The sequence below is a fragment of the Pseudomonas urmiensis genome (assembly GCF_014268815.2).
Lineage (GTDB): Bacteria > Pseudomonadota > Gammaproteobacteria > Pseudomonadales > Pseudomonadaceae > Aquipseudomonas > Aquipseudomonas urmiensis.
In genome coordinates, this window is record NZ_JABWRE020000001.1 from 403,812 (window position 1) to 422,190 (window position 18,379).

General features: G+C 62.4%; 16 protein-coding genes and 1 pseudogene. 10 read left to right on the forward strand and 7 right to left on the reverse strand.

Annotation, left to right across the window (positions count from 1 at the left end; translation table 11 throughout):
• The first annotated feature begins 52 nt into the window (after positions 1 to 52).
• The 5 genes from HU737_RS01795 to HU737_RS01815 all read left to right on the forward strand — a co-directional run bounded on the left by HU737_RS01795 (position 53) and on the right by HU737_RS01815 (position 5,313).
• A complete protein-coding gene (locus HU737_RS01795; protein WP_186556423.1) occupies positions 53 to 961 on the forward strand; it encodes a carbohydrate ABC transporter permease in 909 nt (302 codons plus the stop codon).
• On the forward strand, positions 954 to 1,799 hold the full coding sequence (locus HU737_RS01800; RefSeq protein ID WP_186556422.1) for a carbohydrate ABC transporter permease: 846 nt from the start codon (positions 954 to 956) through the stop codon (positions 1,797 to 1,799). The genes HU737_RS01795 and HU737_RS01800 overlap by 8 nt, the downstream gene beginning before the upstream one ends.
• A 3-nt stretch (positions 1,800 to 1,802) precedes the next feature.
• The gene (locus HU737_RS01805; RefSeq protein WP_186556421.1) at positions 1,803 to 2,957 is read left to right on the forward strand and encodes an ABC transporter ATP-binding protein; all 1,155 of its coding nucleotides are present in this window, start codon (positions 1,803 to 1,805) and stop codon (positions 2,955 to 2,957) included.
• A 39-nt stretch (positions 2,958 to 2,996) separates the two neighbouring features.
• Positions 2,997 to 4,340 carry a carbohydrate porin gene (locus tag HU737_RS01810; RefSeq protein ID WP_186556420.1) on the forward strand — a complete coding sequence of 448 codons (1,344 nt, stop codon included), beginning with the start codon at positions 2,997 to 2,999 and terminating at the stop codon, positions 4,338 to 4,340.
• Positions 4,341 to 4,458: 118 nt separating this feature from the next.
• On the forward strand, positions 4,459 to 5,313 hold the full coding sequence (locus HU737_RS01815; RefSeq protein WP_186556419.1) for a D-hexose-6-phosphate mutarotase: 855 nt from the start codon (positions 4,459 to 4,461) through the stop codon (positions 5,311 to 5,313).
• Here the strand turns inward: HU737_RS01815 and hexR are convergent.
• A complete protein-coding gene (hexR, locus tag HU737_RS01820) occupies positions 5,306 to 6,169 on the reverse strand; it encodes a DNA-binding transcriptional regulator HexR (RefSeq protein WP_186556454.1) in 864 nt (287 codons plus the stop codon). The two genes, HU737_RS01815 and hexR, sit on opposite strands and share 8 nt — an antisense overlap.
• Before the next feature lie 211 nt (positions 6,170 to 6,380).
• On the opposite strand from hexR, the gene zwf reads away from it, so the two are divergent.
• From zwf to HU737_RS01835, 3 genes are read left to right on the forward strand one after another with little or no spacing between them, the layout of a single operon-like run.
• The gene (gene zwf / locus HU737_RS01825) at positions 6,381 to 7,850 is read left to right on the forward strand and encodes a glucose-6-phosphate dehydrogenase (RefSeq protein WP_186556418.1); all 1,470 of its coding nucleotides are present in this window, start codon (positions 6,381 to 6,383) and stop codon (positions 7,848 to 7,850) included.
• Positions 7,837 to 8,550, forward strand: coding sequence for a 6-phosphogluconolactonase (gene pgl / locus HU737_RS01830; RefSeq protein WP_186556417.1), 714 nt, complete (start codon positions 7,837 to 7,839; stop codon positions 8,548 to 8,550). The genes zwf and pgl overlap by 14 nt, the downstream gene beginning before the upstream one ends.
• Before the next feature lie 17 nt (positions 8,551 to 8,567).
• Complete coding sequence (locus HU737_RS01835) at positions 8,568 to 9,242, forward strand: bifunctional 4-hydroxy-2-oxoglutarate aldolase/2-dehydro-3-deoxy-phosphogluconate aldolase (RefSeq protein WP_186556416.1); 675 nt, start codon at positions 8,568 to 8,570, stop codon at positions 9,240 to 9,242.
• 197 nt (positions 9,243 to 9,439) lie between these two features.
• Here HU737_RS01835 and HU737_RS26510 read toward each other — a convergent pair whose 3' ends face one another.
• The 6 genes and pseudogenes from HU737_RS26510 to HU737_RS01860 all read right to left on the reverse strand — a co-directional run bounded on the left by HU737_RS26510 (position 9,440) and on the right by HU737_RS01860 (position 16,920).
• Positions 9,440 to 10,306, reverse strand: a complete 867-nt coding sequence (locus HU737_RS26510) for a methyl-accepting chemotaxis protein (RefSeq protein ID WP_392464176.1) — start codon at positions 10,304 to 10,306, stop codon at positions 9,440 to 9,442.
• Positions 10,301 to 11,413: pseudogene (locus tag HU737_RS26515) on the reverse strand (nitrate- and nitrite sensing domain-containing protein); the annotation flags it as partial. The pseudogene HU737_RS26515 and the gene HU737_RS26510, both read right to left, overlap by 6 nt.
• 252 nt (positions 11,414 to 11,665) lie before the next feature.
• On the reverse strand, positions 11,666 to 13,339 hold the full coding sequence (leuA, locus tag HU737_RS01845) for a 2-isopropylmalate synthase (protein WP_186556414.1): 1,674 nt from the start codon (positions 13,337 to 13,339) through the stop codon (positions 11,666 to 11,668).
• Positions 13,340 to 13,718: 379 nt separating this feature from the next.
• Positions 13,719 to 14,546 (reverse strand): M23 family metallopeptidase, encoded by an 828-nt coding sequence (locus HU737_RS01850; RefSeq protein WP_186556413.1) that lies wholly within the window; start codon positions 14,544 to 14,546, stop codon positions 13,719 to 13,721.
• Positions 14,547 to 14,549: 3 nt separating this feature from the next.
• Positions 14,550 to 15,929 (reverse strand): exodeoxyribonuclease VII large subunit, encoded by a 1,380-nt coding sequence (gene xseA, locus HU737_RS01855; RefSeq protein ID WP_186556412.1) that lies wholly within the window; start codon positions 15,927 to 15,929, stop codon positions 14,550 to 14,552.
• 112 nt (positions 15,930 to 16,041) lie between these two features.
• Positions 16,042 to 16,920 (reverse strand): LysR family transcriptional regulator, encoded by an 879-nt coding sequence (locus tag HU737_RS01860; RefSeq protein WP_186556411.1) that lies wholly within the window; start codon positions 16,918 to 16,920, stop codon positions 16,042 to 16,044.
• Positions 16,921 to 17,012: 92 nt separating this feature from the next.
• On the opposite strand from HU737_RS01860, the gene HU737_RS01865 reads away from it, so the two are divergent.
• Entirely contained in the window at positions 17,013 to 17,768 is a 756-nt protein-coding gene (locus HU737_RS01865) for a sulfite exporter TauE/SafE family protein (RefSeq protein ID WP_186556410.1), read from the forward strand.
• Between the two features lie 50 nt (positions 17,769 to 17,818).
• Positions 17,819 to 18,370 (forward strand): sugar ABC transporter ATPase, encoded by a 552-nt coding sequence (locus HU737_RS01870; protein ID WP_186556409.1) that lies wholly within the window; start codon positions 17,819 to 17,821, stop codon positions 18,368 to 18,370.
• The last annotated feature ends 9 nt before the right edge of the window (positions 18,371 to 18,379 follow it).

Sequence of the window (18,379 nt, forward strand, 5' to 3'; positions counted from 1 at the left end):
TAGGCAATAGGCGCGCTTGCTGTGGCATCACTGACTGACAGGTATCGCAATCATGACTACCTTGACCGCCCAACTGCGGGCCTCACCCCTGGACGCCTTGCAGCGTTGGCTACCAAAACTGGTGCTGGCGCCGAGCATGTTCATCATCCTGGTGGGCTTCTACGGCTACATCCTGTGGACGTTCGTTCTCTCGTTCACCACCTCGACCTTCCTACCCACCTACAAGTGGGCCGGTCTTGCCCAATATGCCCGGTTGTTCGATAACGACCGCTGGTGGGTGGCGAGCAAGAACCTGCTGGTGTTCGGCGGCTTGTTCATCGGCATCAGCCTGGCGATCGGCGTGTTGCTGGCGGTGTTGCTCGACCAGCGCATCCGCCGCGAAGGCTTCATCCGCACCATCTACCTGTACCCGATGGCGCTGTCGATGATCGTCACCGGGACCGCCTGGAAATGGCTGCTCAACCCCGGCATGGGCCTGGACAAGCTGCTGCGCGACTGGGGCTGGGAGGGCTTTCGCCTGGACTGGCTGATCGACCCCGACCGGGTGGTGTACTGCCTGGTGATCGCGGCGGTCTGGCAGGCTTCGGGGTTCATCATGGCGATGTTCCTGGCCGGTTTGCGTGGGGTCGATCAGTCGATCATCCGCGCTGCGCAGATCGACGGCGCAAGCCTGCCGCGGATTTACTGGCAAGTGGTGCTGCCGAGCTTGCGGCCGGTGTTCTTCAGTTCGCTGATGATCCTCGCGCACATCGCCATCAAGAGCTTCGACCTGGTCGCGGCAATGACCGCAGGTGGCCCGGGCTACTCCTCCGACCTGCCGGCCATGTTCATGTATTCCTTCACCTTCAGCCGGGGCCAGATGGGCATGGGCTCGGCCAGTGCGATCCTCATGCTCGGCGCGATTCTGGCGATCCTGGTGCCGTACCTGTACTCGGAATTGAGGACCAAGCGCCATGACTAACCGCCTCGACAAACCGGCGCTGAGCCTGAGCCGCATCGCTATTCACGCGGTGTTGCTGAGCGCTGTACTGCTGTACCTGGTGCCGCTGGTGGTGATGCTGCTGACCAGTTTCAAAACCCCGGAAGACATCGGTTCGGGCAACCTGCTGAGCTGGCCGACGGTGGTCACCGGCATTGGCTGGGTCAAGGCCTGGGCCACGGTCAGCGGGTACTTCTGGAACTCGATCATGATCACCGTGCCTGCGGTGCTGATCTCCACCACCATCGGGGCGCTCAACGGCTATGTGCTGTCGATGTGGCGCTTTCGCGGCTCGCAGCTGTTCTTCGGCCTGCTGCTGTTCGGTTGCTTCCTGCCGTTCCAGACCGTGCTGCTGCCGGCCTCGTTCACCTTGGGCAAGCTGGGCCTGGCCAGCACCACTAGCGGCCTGGTGTTGGTGCATGTGGTCTACGGCCTGGCCTTCACCACGCTGTTCTTCCGCAATTACTACGTGAGCATTCCCGATGCTCTGGTCAAGGCGGCGCGCCTCGATGGCGCCGGGTTCTTCACCATCTTTGGGCGGATCATCCTGCCGATGTCGACGCCGATCATCATGGTCTGCCTGATCTGGCAGTTCACCCAGATCTGGAACGATTTCCTGTTCGGGGTGGTGTTCTCCAGCGGCGATTCGCAGCCGATCACCGTGGCCCTGAACAACCTGGTCAACACCAGCACCGGGGCCAAGGAATACAACGTCGACATGGCTGCGGCGATGATCGCCGGGCTGCCAACCCTGCTGGTCTACGTAGTGGCGGGCAAGTATTTCGTGCGCGGGCTGACCGCCGGCGCGGTCAAGGGGTAAGTCATGGCAACGCTCGAACTTCGCAATGTAAACAAGACCTACGGCACCGGCGTTCCGGACACGCTCAAGGACATCCAGCTGTCGATCAAGGATGGCGAGTTCCTGATCCTGGTCGGCCCCTCCGGCTGCGGCAAGTCGACCTTGATGAACTGCATCGCGGGCCTTGAGAGCATCAGTGGCGGGGCGATCCTGATCGACGAGCAGGACGTCAGCGGCATGAGCCCCAAGGATCGCGACATCGCCATGGTGTTCCAGTCCTACGCGCTGTACCCGACCATGAACGTGCGCGACAACATCGCCTTCGGCCTGAAGATTCGCAAGCTGCCCCAGGCGGCGATCGACGAGGAGGTGGCGCGGGTGGCCAAGCTGTTGCAGATCGAGCATCTGCTGACGCGCAAGCCGGGCCAGTTGTCCGGTGGCCAGCAGCAACGGGTGGCGATGGGCCGGGCGCTGGCGCGGCGGCCGAAGATCTACCTGTTCGACGAGCCGCTGTCGAACCTCGACGCCAAGCTGCGGGTCGAGATGCGCACCGAGATCAAGCTGATGCACCAGCGCCTGAAGACCACCACGGTGTACGTCACCCATGACCAGATCGAGGCCATGACCTTGGGCGACAAGGTGGCAGTGATGAAGGACGGCATCATCCAGCAGTTCGGGACACCGCAACAGATCTATAACGATCCGGCCAACCAGTTTGTCGCAAGCTTCATCGGCTCGCCGCCGATGAACTTCATCCCGGTGCGCCTGACCCGCCAAGACGGCCGCCTGCTGGCTTTGCTCGACAGTGGCCAGGCGCGCTGTGAGCTGCCACTGGGCGCGGCCACCGACGCATTCGAGGGGCGTGAGGTGATTCTCGGCGTGCGCCCCGAGCAGATCAGCCTGGGTACCGGCGAGGGCAACGGCCTGCCGGCAGTGCGCGCCGAGGTGCAGGTGACCGAGCCTACCGGGCCTGACCTGCTGGTGTTCGTCACCCTCAACCAGACCAAGGTCTGCTGCCGCCTGGCTCCGGATGTCGCCTGCCAGATTGGCGACAGCCTCAACCTGCAGTTCGATCCGGCGCGGGTGTTGCTGTTCGACGCGCAAAGCGGTGAGCGCCTGGACTTGTCCAGTGCCGCTGCGCCGCACAAGGACAATGTGGCTCGCTTCAAGGGCCGATAGATCGTCTACTTAAAAAACAAGAAAAGAGGACGCAAAGGGATGGAACATCGCAAACGCATCAAGACCTTGGGTTCGCTGGCCTTGCTGGCTGTGGTCGGCAGCAACGGCGCGCAGGCCGCCGAGGCCTTTTCCAGCGAATCGAAATGGATGACCGGCGACTGGGGCGGCACCCGTACCGAGCTGCTGGAAAAGGGCTACGACTTCACCCTCGACTATGTCGGCGAAGTGGCTGGCAACCTCAATGGCGGCTACAACGACGACAAGACCGCGCGCTACAGCGACCAGTTCGCCTTGGGCATGCACCTGGACCTGGAGAAGATCCTCGGCTGGGGCGATACCGAGTTCAAGCTGGCGATCACCGAGCGCAGCGGGCGCAACCTGTCCAATGACCGCATCAGCGACCCCCGTGCCGGGCAGTTCAGCTCGGTGCAAGAAGTGTGGGGGCGTGGCCAGACCTGGCGGCTGACCCAGATGTGGATCAAGCAGAAATACTTCGATGGCGCGCTGGATGTGAAATTCGGCCGCTTCGGTGAGGGCGAAGATTTCAACAGCTTCCCTTGCGACTTCCAGAACCTGGCGTTCTGTGGCTCGCAGGTCGGTAACTGGGTGGGGGGCATCTGGTACAACTGGCCGGTCAGCCAGTGGGCGCTGCGGGTCAAGTACAACATCACCCCGGAGTTCTTCGTTCAGGTCGGCGCATTCGAACAGAACCCCTCAAACCTTGAGACCGGTAATGGCTTCAAGCTCAGCGGCAGCGGCACCAAGGGCGCGATCCTGCCGGTGGAAATGGTCTGGTCGCCCAAGGTCAATGGCCTGCCGGGCGAGTACCGGCTGGGCTACTACTACAGCACGGCCAAGGCTGACGACGTCTATGAGGATGTCAACGGCAACCCGCAGGGCATCACTGGCGAGGGCTTCAAGTCGCACTCCAGTAAGCACGGCTGGTGGGTGGTGGCGCAGCAGCAGGTCACTGCCCACGGCGGCGACGTCAATCGCGGGCTGAGTGTGTTCGCCAACTTCACCGTGCATGACAAGGCCACCAACGTGGTCGACAACTACCAGCAAGTCGGCCTGGTCTATAAAGGCGCCTTCGATGCCCGGCCCAAGGATGACATCGGTTTCGGTATCGCCCGGATTCACGTCAACGACGACGTCAAGAAGCGCGCCGAGCAGCTCAATGCCGGCAGCGGCATCAATGACTACGACAATCCAGGCTTCGTCCCGCTGCAGCGCACCGAGTACAACGCCGAGCTGTACTACGGCTTCCATGTCACCAATTGGCTGACCGTGCGGCCCAACCTGCAATACATCAAAAGCCCCGGCGGGGTCGATGAAGTGGATAACGCGCTGGTCGCAGGCCTGAAGATTCAGTCGTCATTCTGAGGAAAATTGTTGTAAATTTACGCCATCCATTCTTGGCTATCCCGCTACCACTGGTCTTCAGTGGTAGCGCGGCTTGGGTCGAGACAGCGCTATCTCAAACAACAAGAGCTTTGGAACCATGCCTGAACATCCGCTACATCGCTTCTTTTCCACGCAACGGCCCAGGCCGACGTTCGAGTGGGAGCGTTACCAACAGCGCGATGTGCTGATCATAGATCACCCCCGTTGCCAGGCCGTTTTCAGCCGCCAGGGCGCCCAACTGCTGCACTTCCAACCGGCCGGCGAGCGACCCTGGTTGTGGTGTGCCGAGCGGTGGCCGCAGGTCGGGGCGATTCGTGGCGGGGTGCCGGTGTGCTGGCCCTGGTATGGCCGCCATCCCAGCGAAGACCTGTGGCCGGCCCATGGCTGGGCACGCTTGCTCGACTGGAAGCTGGTAGATAGCCGCGAGGATGAGGAGGGCGTGACCCTCACGTGGCGGCTGGACCTGTGCGATTGGCAGGTCGACCTGCACGCCCGGCTTGGCAATCGCATGGAGCTGAGCTTGAGCACCGAGCATCAGGACAGCGAACCTTGCCAGCTGAGCCATGCGCTGCTGGCCTACTGGCGTATCAGCAACGTTGCCGAGATAGCGCTATCCGGGCTGGAAGATATCGACGGCTACGACCGCTTGAACCGCCAGGCCTGCCGTGAGAACGGCGCGTTGAAGGTCAAGGGTGGGTGTCAGAAGGTCTATCCGGGCACGCCGCGGGTCCAGCTGCATGACCCGGCCTGGCAGCGCGAGCTGTGCATCGATACCGGCGACAGCGACGACACGGTGGTCTGGCACCCCGGCAATCGCCCGCTGATGGGCGTCAGCGGGCGCGAGAGCCGGGGATTTGTCTGCGTCGAAGCCGCCAGCGGCAGTGGCGAGGGCCTGAGTTTGGCGCCGGGGCAGCGCGCGCACCTGCGCTTGCAGGCGCACCGGCTCAATTGAGCTCGTCGTCCTCGATCGGATAGCGGCTGGCGTTGAGGCTTTCCTTGATCTTGCGCAGGTGCGGCTGGAAGTCGACGCCGCGGCGCAGGGTCATGCCGGTGGCGAGCACATCGAGCACGGTCAGCTGGATGATCCGCGAGGTCATCGGCATGTAGATGTCGGTGTCCTCCGGTAGTGGGATGTGCAGGCTCAGGCTGCAGGCGTTGGCCAGCGGCGAGCCGGCAGCCGTCAGGCCGAGCACCGAGGCGCCGTTTTCGCGGGCCAGGCGCGCCACTTCGACCAGCTCGCGGGTACGCCCGGTGTAGGAAATGATCACGAACAGGTCGCCAGTATGGGCAACCGAGGCCAGCATGCGCTGCATCAGCACATCGGCATGGGCCGACACCGCGAGGTTGAAGCGAAAGAACTTGTGCTGGGCGTCGAGGGCCACCGGGGCCGAGGCGCCCAGGCCAAAGAAGTGGATCTGACGGGCCTGGATCATCATGTCCACGGCGCGGCTGATCTGTTGCGGGTCGAGTTGTTGGCAGGCACTGTCGAGCGAGGCAATGGCGCTGCCGAAGATCTTCTGGGTGTAGGCGGCCGGATCATCGTCCGCCTCCACCGCGCGGCTGACATAGGCAGCGCCACTGGCGAGGCTTTGCGCCAGTTGCAGCTTGAGCTCGGGGTAGCCACTGACGCCGAACGAGCGGCAGAAACGGTTGACGGTCGGCTCGCTGACCTTGGCCGCCTGGGCCAAAGCGGCGATGCTGAAACGAGTCGCCTGTTGAGGGTTGAGCAGGATGACTTCGGCGACTTTGCGTTCGGCCTTGTTCAGCTCGTCGAGGCGTCCCTGGATCTGTTCCAGGAGGTTGCGCACGCGGTCCATGGTGTGTCCTTGGGTCGAGAAGACAGCCGGCTGGCGGTGCAGCAGGCTTTTTGCAGTGTTGTCTATCGTACTGTCGGTAGGGGTTGATCTACCACTTGTCTGTAACACTTGTCGGTAATGTTGTGGTTTTTACTACATTACCTCTTGAAAACTGCCGTTGAAAACGATATTCCTAGGCCAACTTTAGGAAAGAACCAACATCATGGCTGCGATCAGTGTTGAACCTTGCACCTTTGCCCTGTTTGGCGCCCTTGGCGACCTGGCACTGCGCAAGCTGTTCCCCGCGCTCTATCAGCTCGACCGTGCCGGCTTGCTGCATGCCGACTCGCGCCTGCTGGCGCTGGCCCGCGAGCCGGGCGATGGCGAGCAGCACCTGGCTAACATCGAAGCCCATCTGCGCCGCTACGTACCGGATGCCGACATCGAGGCGGCGGCGCTGGAGCGCTTCGTTGCGCGGCTGAGCTACCTGCACCTGGACTTCCTCCAGCCCGAGGGTTATCAGGCCCTGGCCGAGCAAGCGGCGGGCAGCCTGCCGCTGATCGCGTATTTCGCCACGCCCGCAGCGGTCTATGGTGCGATCTGCGAGAACCTCGACAAAGCCGGGCTGGTCGAGCGCACCCGTGTGGTGCTGGAAAAGCCCATCGGTCACGATCTTGAGTCGTCGCGCCGGGTCAACGACGCGGTGGCGCGGTTTTTCCCGGAGAGCCGGGTTTATCGCATCGACCATTACCTGGGCAAGGAGACCGTGCAAAACCTGATTGCGCTGCGCTTTGCCAACAGCCTGTTCGAAACCCAGTGGAACCAGAATTCCATCAGCCACGTGGAGATCACCGTGGCCGAGAAGGTCGGCATCGAAGGCCGTTGGGGCTATTTCGACAAGGCCGGCCAGCTGCGCGACATGATCCAGAACCACCTGCTGCAGCTGCTCTGCCTGATTGCCATGGACCCGCCCAGTGACCTCTCCGCCGACAGCATCCGCGACGAGAAGGTCAAGGTGCTCAAGGCCCTGGCGCCGATCACGGGTGAAGGCCTGAGCACCGCCGTGGTGCGTGGCCAGTACATTGCCGGCTACAGCGATGGCAAGCCGGTGCCCGGCTACCTGGAAGAAGACAACGCCAACGCCCAGAGCGACACCGAGACCTTCGTTGCCCTGCGCGCCGACATCCGCAATTGGCGCTGGTCGGGGGTGCCGTTCTATCTGCGCACCGGCAAGCGCATGCCGGGCAAGCTGTCGCAGATCGTCATCCACTTCAAGGAAACCCCGCACTACATCTTCGCCCCGGAACAGCGTTTGCAGATCGGTAACAAGCTGATCATCCGCCTGCAACCGGACGAGGGTATCTCGTTGCGGGTGATGACCAAAGAGCAGGGCCTGGACAAGGGCATGCAACTGCGCAGTGGCCCGCTGCAGCTGAATTTCTCCGATACCTGGCGCAGTGCGCGGATTCCGGATGCCTACGAGCGGCTGCTGCTGGAAGTGATGCGCGGTAACCAGAACCTGTTCGTGCGCAAGGACGAGATCGAATATGCATGGAAATGGTGCGACCAGCTGATCGCCGGCTGGAAGAATGCCGGTGACGCTCCCAAGCCCTATGCGGCAGGTTCCTGGGGGCCAATGAGCTCGATTGCACTGATCACACGGGATGGGAGGGCGTGGTATGGCGATATCTGAATTGAAACTGCCAGTGGGGGTGAAAACCCATGCCCTGGCCGACTCCAAGGCCCTGGCCACGACGCTGGCCGGTGATGTTGCCGAGCGCTTGCGCCAGGCTATCGCTGGCAAAGGGCAGGCTTGTGTCGTGCTCTCTGGCGGGCGCAGCCCGGTGCCATTTCTTGAGCGATTGGCGAGCGAGAAGCTCGACTGGTCCAAGGTCACTGTGAGCCTGGCTGACGAGCGCTGGGTGCCGGTTGAGCATCCTGAGAGTAACGCCGGCCTGCTGGCCCGCCACCTGTTCAAGGGCGAGGCGGGCAAGGCGCGCTTCATTGGCTTGTACCAGCAGGCGCCGAGCCTGGACGCTGCTGCCGAGCTTGCCGATCAGGCCCTGGCCGAGCTGCCGCCGATCGATGTGCTGGTGCTGGGCATGGGTGACGATGGCCATACCGCCTCGCTGTTCCCGGCCAGCCCGCTGCTGCGCCAAGGCCTGGGCAAGATCGGCGAGCGGCGGATTCTGCCCATGCTCGCCCCGAGCGTGCCGCACCAGCGCCTGTCGATGACCCGCGCCTTGCTGGCCAGCGCCAGCTTCATCGCGCTGGCGGTGCAAGGCGAAGGCAAACTCGCTACCCTGCGCGCCGCGCTGGCCGCCGATGACACTACCGAAATGCCGATTCGCGCCTTTCTTCACGACCCCCTGGACATCTACTGGTGCCCATGAGCCAAGGATCCACTGTCATGACCACCCTTGAACGCCCACAGCCTTTGCTCTCGATGGCCGAGAAAACCGCACGGATCGACGAGATCTGTGAGCAGGCGCGCATCTTGCCGGTGATCACCATCGCCCGTGAGCAAGACATCCTGCCGCTGGCCGATGCCCTGGCCGCTGGCGGCATTCGTACGCTGGAAGTGACCCTGCGCTCGGCGCATGGCCTGAAGGCCATTCAAGTGCTGCGTGAGCAACGTCCGGAGCTGTGCATCGGGGCGGGCACCGTGCTGGATCGCAGCATGTTCGCTGCGGTCGAGGCGGCCGGTGCCCAGTTCGTCGTCACGCCCGGCATCACCCCGGACATTCTCCAGGCCGGTGTCGAGAGCGATATCCCACTGTTGCCTGGGATCAGCACGCCGTCGGAGATCATGATGGGCTACGCCCTCGGTTACCGGCGCTTCAAGCTGTTTCCGGCGGAGATCAGCGGCGGCGTCGCGGCGATCAAGGCCTTTGGCGGGCCGTTTGGCGATATTCGCTTCTGCCCGACCGGTGGCGTGAATACCGCCAACGTGCGCAATTACATGGCCCTGGCCAATGTGATGTGCGTGGGTGGCACCTGGATGCTCGACAGCAGCTGGATCAAGAACGGCGATTGGGCGCGGATTACCGAGTGCAGCGCTGAGGCGATTGCGTTGCTCGACTGAAACGAATTCGTTGTGTGCTACACGGCTTATGGGGCGCTTGGTCGGCGCCCCTTTTTTTGTCTGCAGGTTTTGTGTTGGCTGTGCCGCCTCATCGCGGGGCAAGCCCGCTCCCACGAACAGCTGGTGAATGGATAGCTTGCGTGGGAGCGGGCTTGCCCCGCGATGAGGCCGGTACTGCTCGCCCCGAGCAGTCAGGCTCACGCCACTCTGAACCGCCCCACCAACTGCTGCTGAAACTCCGCCAGGCGCGCCAGTTCCTGGCTGGTCACCGCCGTTTGCTGCGCCCCTGCGCTGACCTGGATGACCAGGTCGTTGATCTCGTTGACGTTACGGCTGATGTCTTCCGACACCGCACTCTGCTCCTCGGCCGCCGAAGCGATCTGGATGTTGCGGTCGTTGATGCTGGCCACGCCCTCGGCAATTTCCCCAAGCAGTTCGCCGGCTCGACCAATTCGCTCGGCGCCTGATTGGGCTTTGCCCAGGGTTTCCAGCATCGAGGCATTGGCGCGGTCCGAGCCTGCCTGCAGGTTGCTGATCATCTGCTGAATGTTGCCGGTCGATTCCTGGGTGCGTTGCGCCAAGGTGCGCACTTCGGTAGCGACTACGGCAAAGCCACGCCCATGATCGCCGGCACGCGCCGCTTCGATGGCGGCGTTGAGCGCGAGCAGGTTGGTCTGTTCGGCAATCCCGCGAATCACATCCAGCACCGAGGTGATGGCGTCGCTTTCATCCTTGAGCTCATCGATGATCGTCGCTGTCTGCTGCGCCTGATTCGACAGTTCGCGGATCAGCGCGATGGTCGTTTCGATCTCTGCGCGGCCTTGTTCGGTACTGGTGTGGATCTGCTGCGACAGGCTCGCGGCGTCATTGGTGCTGTGGGCGACGTCGCGCACCGTGGCGCTCATTTCGTTGATCGCAGTGGCCACCGACTCGGTGCTCTGGCGCTGCTGCTCGACACTGCGGCTGGTTTGCAGGGTGACGGCGGACGACTCTTCTGCGGCGGTCGCAACCTGAGCGGTGGCATTACCGATTTCCTGAACGATCTCGGTGATCTGGTTGGCCATGCGGTTGAGGTTACTGGCGATCTGGCCGAACTCGTCCTTGCTGCGGTACTTGGCCCGGGCGGTCAGGTCGCGCTGGGCGAGGCTCTCTAGGGTGGCATTGATATCGCGCACGGCGCTGCCGATGCTGCGGATGATCAGCCACGACAACAGGGCCACGGCCACCAGGGCGATGAGGATACCGCCGAGGGTCAGCCACAAGGCGCGGGCGGCAGTGTGGCGTGCTTGTTCGGCCAGTTGACCGACGTTGGCCGCCAGGGCACGTTCGACTTCGCTCAGTTGGTCGATGCGTTGGGTCGACGTCTCGAACCAGGTTTCTGGCTGGACGCCCAGTGGCTGGCCCAAGGGTGTTTCAAAGGCCAGCTTCTGGATTCGAGCCACTTCCAGCGCTGCTGTGGTGCGCTGGCGCTCTTCGAATTGGCTCAGGCCTGTGGCAGTCGCTTTACGCCGGTAGCCATCGGTATAGGCGCTGAGTTCACCCAGGTTGCGGCTGAATCGTGAGAACAGGGTTTCATTGAAACGGTCCTGGCTAAACACAATCCCCAGCAATGCCCGTTCGCGCCCGGCACGTTCTTTGAGTTCGATGAATTGATTGAGTGCGCCCAAGGCATGGACCACAGCGGTATCGCTGACGCGACGTTCCAATAGTTGGGTATAACCGATCAACTGTTGGATCATACCGGTATAGCGGGCGCCGGACTCATTACTGTCGATGGTCAAACTATCGATTTGCCCGCGGGTTTCTTTCAAGCGGGCAATCGCTTCGAGGAAGGTATTGTGATCGCTGCCGGTTGCTGGCAATTCACGCAGGGCGGCGATGGCGCTGTCGCTATCGCCGCGCAAGGGGCCAAGGCGATCGCCCATGCTCTTGCCGTGGCTTCCGATGAATACGCCGCTGGCGCCACGCTCGCGCTGCAAGGTAGTAATCAACTGGCTCAGGCGCTCGACGGTGCTGCTGGCTGCGACGGTGGCTTGCATGTCGCGCAGGGTCTTGTAGTTCTCGGCGATATTCAGACCGCAAAGAATCAGGAAGCCCAGGAGAGGGAATAGTACGATCAACAACAGCTTCAGACGAAGCGGCGCATTATTCAGCATTGCTTCAGGCCTCATGTGGGTAGGGCAGTTTCAGGTTCACATGTGTGCAAGGCTGTTGTTGTTTGGTGGCACACGGCCATTATTGTATGTTGTTTGCTGGATATTTCGAAACACTTATCGCGACATGTTTTGGCTAATTAAAATGCACTAAAGAGGTTCAATAAACAAAGTGTTGATCCATGTCAGTGCATGGGTTTATTTATTAAAACGCGGCTAATAAAAAAGCCCGTATCCAGGGATACGGGCTTTTTCAGTAGAGCGCGCTGATTAGGCGGCTTTTGCTTCTTGCTGGCTCAACGAGCGGTTCAGCGCGCTGAACAGCGCCTTGAAGCTGGCGGTGGTGATGTTCTCATCGATTCCCACACCATGCACCGGACGGCCACCGGCCACGCGCAGTTCGATGTAGGCCGCCGCCTTGGCGTTGGTCCCGGCACCGATGGCGTGCTCGTTGTAGTCCATGATCTCCACTGCAATCGGCAGGCCGGCGACCAATGCTTCCAGGGCGCCGTTGCCCTTGCCGCGCCAGTGCAAGGTGGTTTCGCCTTCACCGGCGACTTCGACTTCCACCGCGCTATGGCCGTTCTCTTCCTGCAGGCGATGGCTGACCAGCGCGTACGGCGAGTTGGCTTGCAGGTACTCTTTGTGCAGCAAGCCGTGGATTTGCTGGGCAGTCATTTCCAGGCCGAGGCGATCGGTCTCGCCCTGAACCACCTGGCTGAACTCGATCTGCATGCGGCGCGGCAGGCTGATGCCGTACTCCTGCTCGAGCAGGTAGGTGATGCCGCCTTTGCCCGACTGGCTGTTGACGCGGATCACCGCCTCGTAGCTGCGGCCGATGTCGGCCGGGTCGATCGGCAGGTACGGCACTTCCCACAGTTCGCCTTCCTGTTGCTTGGCGAAGCCTTTGCGGATGGCATCCTGGTGCGAACCGGAGAACGCGGTGTGGACCAGGTCGCCGACATACGGATGACGTGGGTGCACCGGCAGCTGGTTGCATTCTTCAACGACCTTGCGCACGCCGTCGATATCGGAGAAGTCCAGTTTGGAGTCGATGCCCTGGGTGTACAGGTTAAGGGCCAAGGTCACCAGGTCGACGTTGCCGGTCCGCTCGCCGTTGCCGAACAGGCAGCCTTCGGCGCGGTCGGCACCGGCCATCAAGCCCAGCTCGGTCGCAGCGATGCCGGTGCCGCGGTCGTTGTGGCAGTGCAGGCTGATGATTACGCTGTCGCGGCGATTGACGTTACGGCAGAACCATTCGATCTGGTCGGCGTAGACGTTCGGCGTGGCCACTTCCACGGTGGCTGGCAGGTTGAGGATGATCTTGTGCTCAGGGGTCGGGTTCCACACCTCGATGACCGCGTCACAGACTTCCTTGGCGAACTCCAGCTCAGTGGCGCTGAAGGTCTCTGGCGAGTACTGGAAGGTCCAGTGGGTTTCCGGCTGCTGCGCGGCGTATTTGACGAACAGCTTGGCCGCGTTCACCGCGATGTCCTTCACGCCTTGCTTGTCTTGGTTGAAGACGATACGGCGGAACGACGGGCTGGTAGCGTTGTACAGGTGAACGATGGCCTTCTTGGCGCCGCGCAGGGACTCGAAGGTCCGCGCGATCAAGTCTTCACGGGCCTGGGTCAGCACCTGGATGGTGGTGTCGTCAGGGATGTGGCCGTCTTCGATCAGGGTGCGCACGAAGTCGAAATCGGTCTGCGAGGCCGAAGGGAACGATGCCTCGATCTCCTTCACGCCCACTTGCACCAGGGTCTTCCAGAACCGCAGCTTCTTCTCCGCGTCCATCGGCTCGATCAGCGACTGGTTGCCATCACGCAGGTCCGAGCTGCACCAGATTGGCGCCTCGGTGATGGCTTTCGACGGCCAGGTGCGGTCGGGCAGGTCGATGGTCGGGAAGGCGCGGTATTTCTTCGAAGGGTCTTTGAGCATGGTCATGGAAGTATTCCTTTAGTGTGCGGCCGAGATCGGGCCTGCCGAACGATAACGAGATGAAAAGGCGAGGCGACGCGATTCACCCTGGTAGTCGTGCACTGACCAGGCAGAGGCTGCGGTGTTGGCGGAGCAGAATGAGGGTGGTAGAGGTTTTCATGCCTTCAACCCTAACCACAGAGGTGAAGGATGGCAAGCCTTCGGAAAAAATTGAGAGGAATGCTTAAAAAAAGCGGATTGGCGAGATTTTGTCGCGATATTTCTGGTTATGAACGGTGCTGGTTGCGCGGTGTAATTAGATGGCGCAAGCCGCTGCTCGTCCTGCTGCTCGTCCTGCCCAGGCTCGGTCGAGCAGCGTTTTTATCCTCGCAGAGGGCAGCGGGGTCTAGGGCTGGAATGCGCCAATGAAGATCGCCGGATCCACCCGCGCATCATTCAGGCTGACGTTCCAGTGCATGTGCGGCCCGGTGGCCCGGCCAGTGGAGCCCACTCGGCCGACCACTTCACCGCGGCGCAGCTGCTGCCCGGGCTGCACGTCGATCTTCGACATGTGGCAGAACATGCTGATAAAGCCCTGGCCATGGTCGACGAACACGGTCCGGCCATTGAAGAAGTAGTCACCCACCAGAATCACCTTGCCATTGGCCGGGGTCTTGATCGGGGTGCCTGCAGGTACCGCAAAGTCCAGGCCTGCATGCGGATTGCGTTCTTCGCCGTTGAAGAACCGACGCACACCAAACTTGCTCGACAGCGGCCCGCTAACCGGCTTGTCGAGGATCAGGTTGCTCGGCAGGTTAGGGCTGAAGCTGCGGTAGGCCTTGATCTGCTCGGCCAGCTCGCGGTCGATGCGCTTGAGGTCGGCCGGGTTCGGGTTGACCTGTCGCTTGTTCTTGAGGGTGATGTGCTGCTCGGGGTATTTCTTGCTGCCGACCGTGAAGGGCAGGCTGCGTGTGCCTTGGCTCAGGGTGGCCGTGCCGGGCTTTTGCGTCAGCGGGATGCCGACGATCGCCAGCCAGGCATCTTGCTCCTTGACCACCAGCACCGGCTTGCCGTCGAAACGAGCATCCGGCGCACTGGCGCCTGGCCCCAGGTTGACCACGGCGACGCCGCCCGGCACTGGCTTGTTCAGCGTGCGGGTGATGTAGCTGGCCTGGGCAACGCTAGTCAGTAGCGTCAGTGAGAGGGCAAGCAGGGGAGCGAACAGGCGCGGCATGTGTCAGTCCAGTAGCGAGAGGGTGACCGGAGTCTGGTGGTTGTCTTCGACTCGCACCTGCAGTTCGCCCTCGTTGAGGCGGGCAGTCAGGCGTTGGCCGTTGCGGGTCTGGGCGGCGCTGCGGATAGCGTGGCCGCGGTCATCGAGCAGGATGCTGTAGCCGCGCGCCAGGGTCGCCAGGGGGCTGACCACCTGCAGGGTCTGCAATTGGGCCTGGAAGCGCTGGCGGCGGTCCTTGAGCACTTCACGCATGGCCCGTGGCAGGCGCTCGGCGAGGCTGTCCAAACGCTGGCTAAGCAGCTTCAGCGCGCGTCCTGGATGCTGGGCGGACAGACGCATGTCGAGCCGCCCCAGGCGCTCGTGGCGCTGCTTCATGGTGAGCATGAAGGCGCGGCGCAGGCGCATGTCCAGGTCGTCCAGGCGCTGGGCCTGCTGGCGTAGGCGTTCGCCTGGGTGGCGCAGGCGCCGGGCCAGGCCTTCGACGCGCAGGCGGTCGTGGCTCAGGCGGTTCTGCATACGCAGCAGCAGGCGGCGTTGCAGGCCATCCAGACGCAATTGCAGGCCGCTGCTGTCCGGGGCCAGCAGCTCGGCGGCGGCCGAGGGCGTCGGGGCGCGCACGTCAGCGACGAAATCGCTGATCGACACGTCGGTCTCATGCCCTACGGCGCTGACGATGGGCGTGACGCAGGCGGCTATGGCGCGCGCTACGGCTTCTTCGTTGAAGCACCAGAGGTCTTCCAGCGAGCCGCCACCGCGGGCCAGGATCAGCGCATCGAACCCCCGGCTGTCAGCCAGGCGCAGGGCGCGGACGATCTGGTTGATCGCCTCGCGGCCCTGCACTGCGGTGGGGATCAGGTTCAGCTCGACCTGCGGTGCGCGGCGGCGGAATACGCTGATGATGTCGCGGATCACCGCGCCGGTCGGCGAGGTAATGATGCCGATGCGCTGCGGATGGGCGGGCAAGGGCTTCTTGCCTTCGGCGCTGAACAAGCCTTCGCCGCCGAGCTTTTCTTTCAGCGCCTCGAAAGCCAAACGCAGCGCGCCATCACCGGCCGGTTCGACGGTGTCGAGAATCAGTTGGTAGTCGCCACGCCCCTCGAACAGCGACACCTTGCCACGCACCCGCACCGCCAGGCCATCGCGCAGTGCCTGGCGCACACGGGCGGCGTTTTGCCGGAACAAGGCGCAGCGCACCTGTGCGCCGCTGTCCTTGAGGGTGAAATAGATGTGGCCGGATGCCGGGCGGGCCAGGTTGGAAATCTCGCCTTCTACCCAGACGTTGCGGAACACATCTTCGAGCAGCACGCGGGCGCGGCCGTTCAGTTGGCTGACGGTGAGGACCTCGCGGTCCAGGCCGAGTCGTTCGAAAGGGTCTTTGATCATGCCGGGCATCATAAAGGACAAGTCGGCCTGATGCACCGTGCTGGCGGGTGAATGGGCTTGAGCGCAGAAGCCTGGGGCTGCAAGGCAGCCCCAAAACCGAGGCGTGAAAAATTCATCCACCCATCGCTTGTAAAAACTTCCCCACCAGATCACCAGGCTGGCGCCGACACGCCAGCGCTACCGTGCTGCTACACGCCTCCTGCAATGGCACAAAGGCTACCGAGGGCGGAGCAAGATCGCGCATGCATTCAGGCAACAACGCCACGCCAAACCCTGCCTGGATCAACTGCAGTTGGGTGGTCTTGCGCGAAACCACCTGCGCCGCCTGCGGAAAGAATCCCGCCTGCATGCACAGTGAGGCCGACAGATAGCTCAATCCGCCCCGCTGGCGATGCGGGATGGAAATGAACCGCTGATCGCGCAATTGCCCAAGTTGCACGCAGCTTGCGTCAGCCAATGGGTGATTGGCCGCGACCGCAAGCAGCAGCGGCTCGCTGAACAAGGGGTGAATCTCAACCCCCTCGTGCTGGCGCAGCACCGGTAACCGCAGCAGGCCGATTTCCAGGCGCCCCTGGGCAATATCCTCCAGCTGCGCTTCAGAGGACTGCTGGGCAATCTCCAGCGAAACGTTTGGATTGTCTTCCAGGTATCCGCCCAGGCGCTGCAGCAATCGCCCCGTCAACGGCACCGTACTGGAATGATTGAGCCGCAGGCTGCCGCGCAGCCCTTGGCCAATTTCCTGGGCCAGGCGTTCGGCCTTGTCCAGGTCGGCCAACAGTTGCCGCGCACGGTCGAGAAACACCTGCCCGGCCGCCGTCAGCCGGGGTAGGCGCGCCGTGCGCTCGAACAACGGCGTAGCGAGCTGCTGCTCCAGCTCCTTGATCTGTCGGCTCAATGCCGACTGGACGATGAACAGTCGTTCGGCGGCAGCGCTAAAGCTGCCGCACTCGGCGATTTCCACGAAGTAGCGCAGCTGGCGAATGGAAGTCATGCTTTTTCGAGATGAGTGAATGGAGAAAGCCATATTAGTCGGCATGGCTCGTGGCTGGCTAACCTTTGCCTGTCCTTACTGGAAATCTGCACATGCTTGCCCAACTGCCTTTCTCTACCCTCGACTGGCTGCCGATCCTGCTGGGTGTCGGCGTCGCCTACATCGTCTTTGGCATCGCCGGCTTCGGTACGGCGTTGATCGCCGGGCCGGTGCTGATTCACTTCATGCCGCTGGCGAAGATCATCCCGTTGTTGGTGCTGCTGGATTTCGTCGCTGCGTTCGGCAACTGGCTGCCGGCACGCAAGGCGGTGGCGCGGGATGAACTGCTGCGGCTGTTGCCGTTCATGGCGCTGGGTTGCACCTTGGGCGTGATCTTCTTGTTGCAGCTCAAGTCGGACTTTCTGCTGTTATTGATGGGCCTGTTCATCAGTCTCTATGCCGTCTACAGCTTGGCGGTGAAGGTGCGCCCAGCGCGTCTGCGCGGCCTTTGGGCGGCGCCCATGGGCACTGTCGGCGGGCTGTTCGGGGCGCTGTTTGGCAGTGGCGGCTTCCTCTATGCGATCTACCTCAATGCACGGCTTGAGTCCAAGGAGCAGGCGCGGGCGACGCAGAGTGCGTTGATCAGTTGCAGCACGGTGGTACGCCTGTCGTTGTTCCTGATTGCCGGGGTGTATGACGATAGCCGCTTGTTGTTGCTCGCCGCCTGTTTGTTGCCGGTGATGTTCATCGGGCTGTGGCTCGGGCGGCGGCTAACCCTGAAATTATCGCGCGATGCTTTCGTACGTCTGGTCACCTGGCTGGTGCTGGCCAGCGGCCTGGCGTTGATTGGTCGCTATCTGAGCGGTTGAGCAGGCGGTAGAATTGCAGCATTACCGAACTCCCCAGGCCCGCCTTGTTCATGAACACCCAGAGCATCATCGTTCCCAAACTGTCCACTGTGCCGGTGCATGAAGCCCGCGCCCGAGCGATCCTGCGCTGGCTGGTACGCGAGAAAATCGTCGAAGAGCAACTGAGCACCTGCGGTCGCACCGGCAACCGCATGGGTTATGCCCTGGCCGCAGGCGCCCGGAAGATCGCCTTGCACCCAGAAAAGCTGCCCTTCGATCAGCCGGTCAATGGCCTGGAAGTGATGCTCAAGCGCTGCATCTATACCCCTGCCGAAGGCTTTCTAGAAGAGGCCGGTTGCCCAGAGTGTCGACGGGAAGTCGGCGAGCCGTTGTTCGAGAGCCTGGAGGAATGGATGCCGGCGGTGAGCGATAACTTCACCTGCCCGCTGTGCGGTTTTGAAGATGACATCAATGGCTTCCTGTTCCTCCAGCCATGTGCCTTTTCCAACCTGGGATTCATCTTCAACAACTGGGGCGAGGCCGGATTTACCCCGGCCTTCCTCGACGCCTTCGCCGACTGGCTCGACCAGAAGGTGGCGGTTGTGCAGGTAAAACTGCCATAACCCTGACCG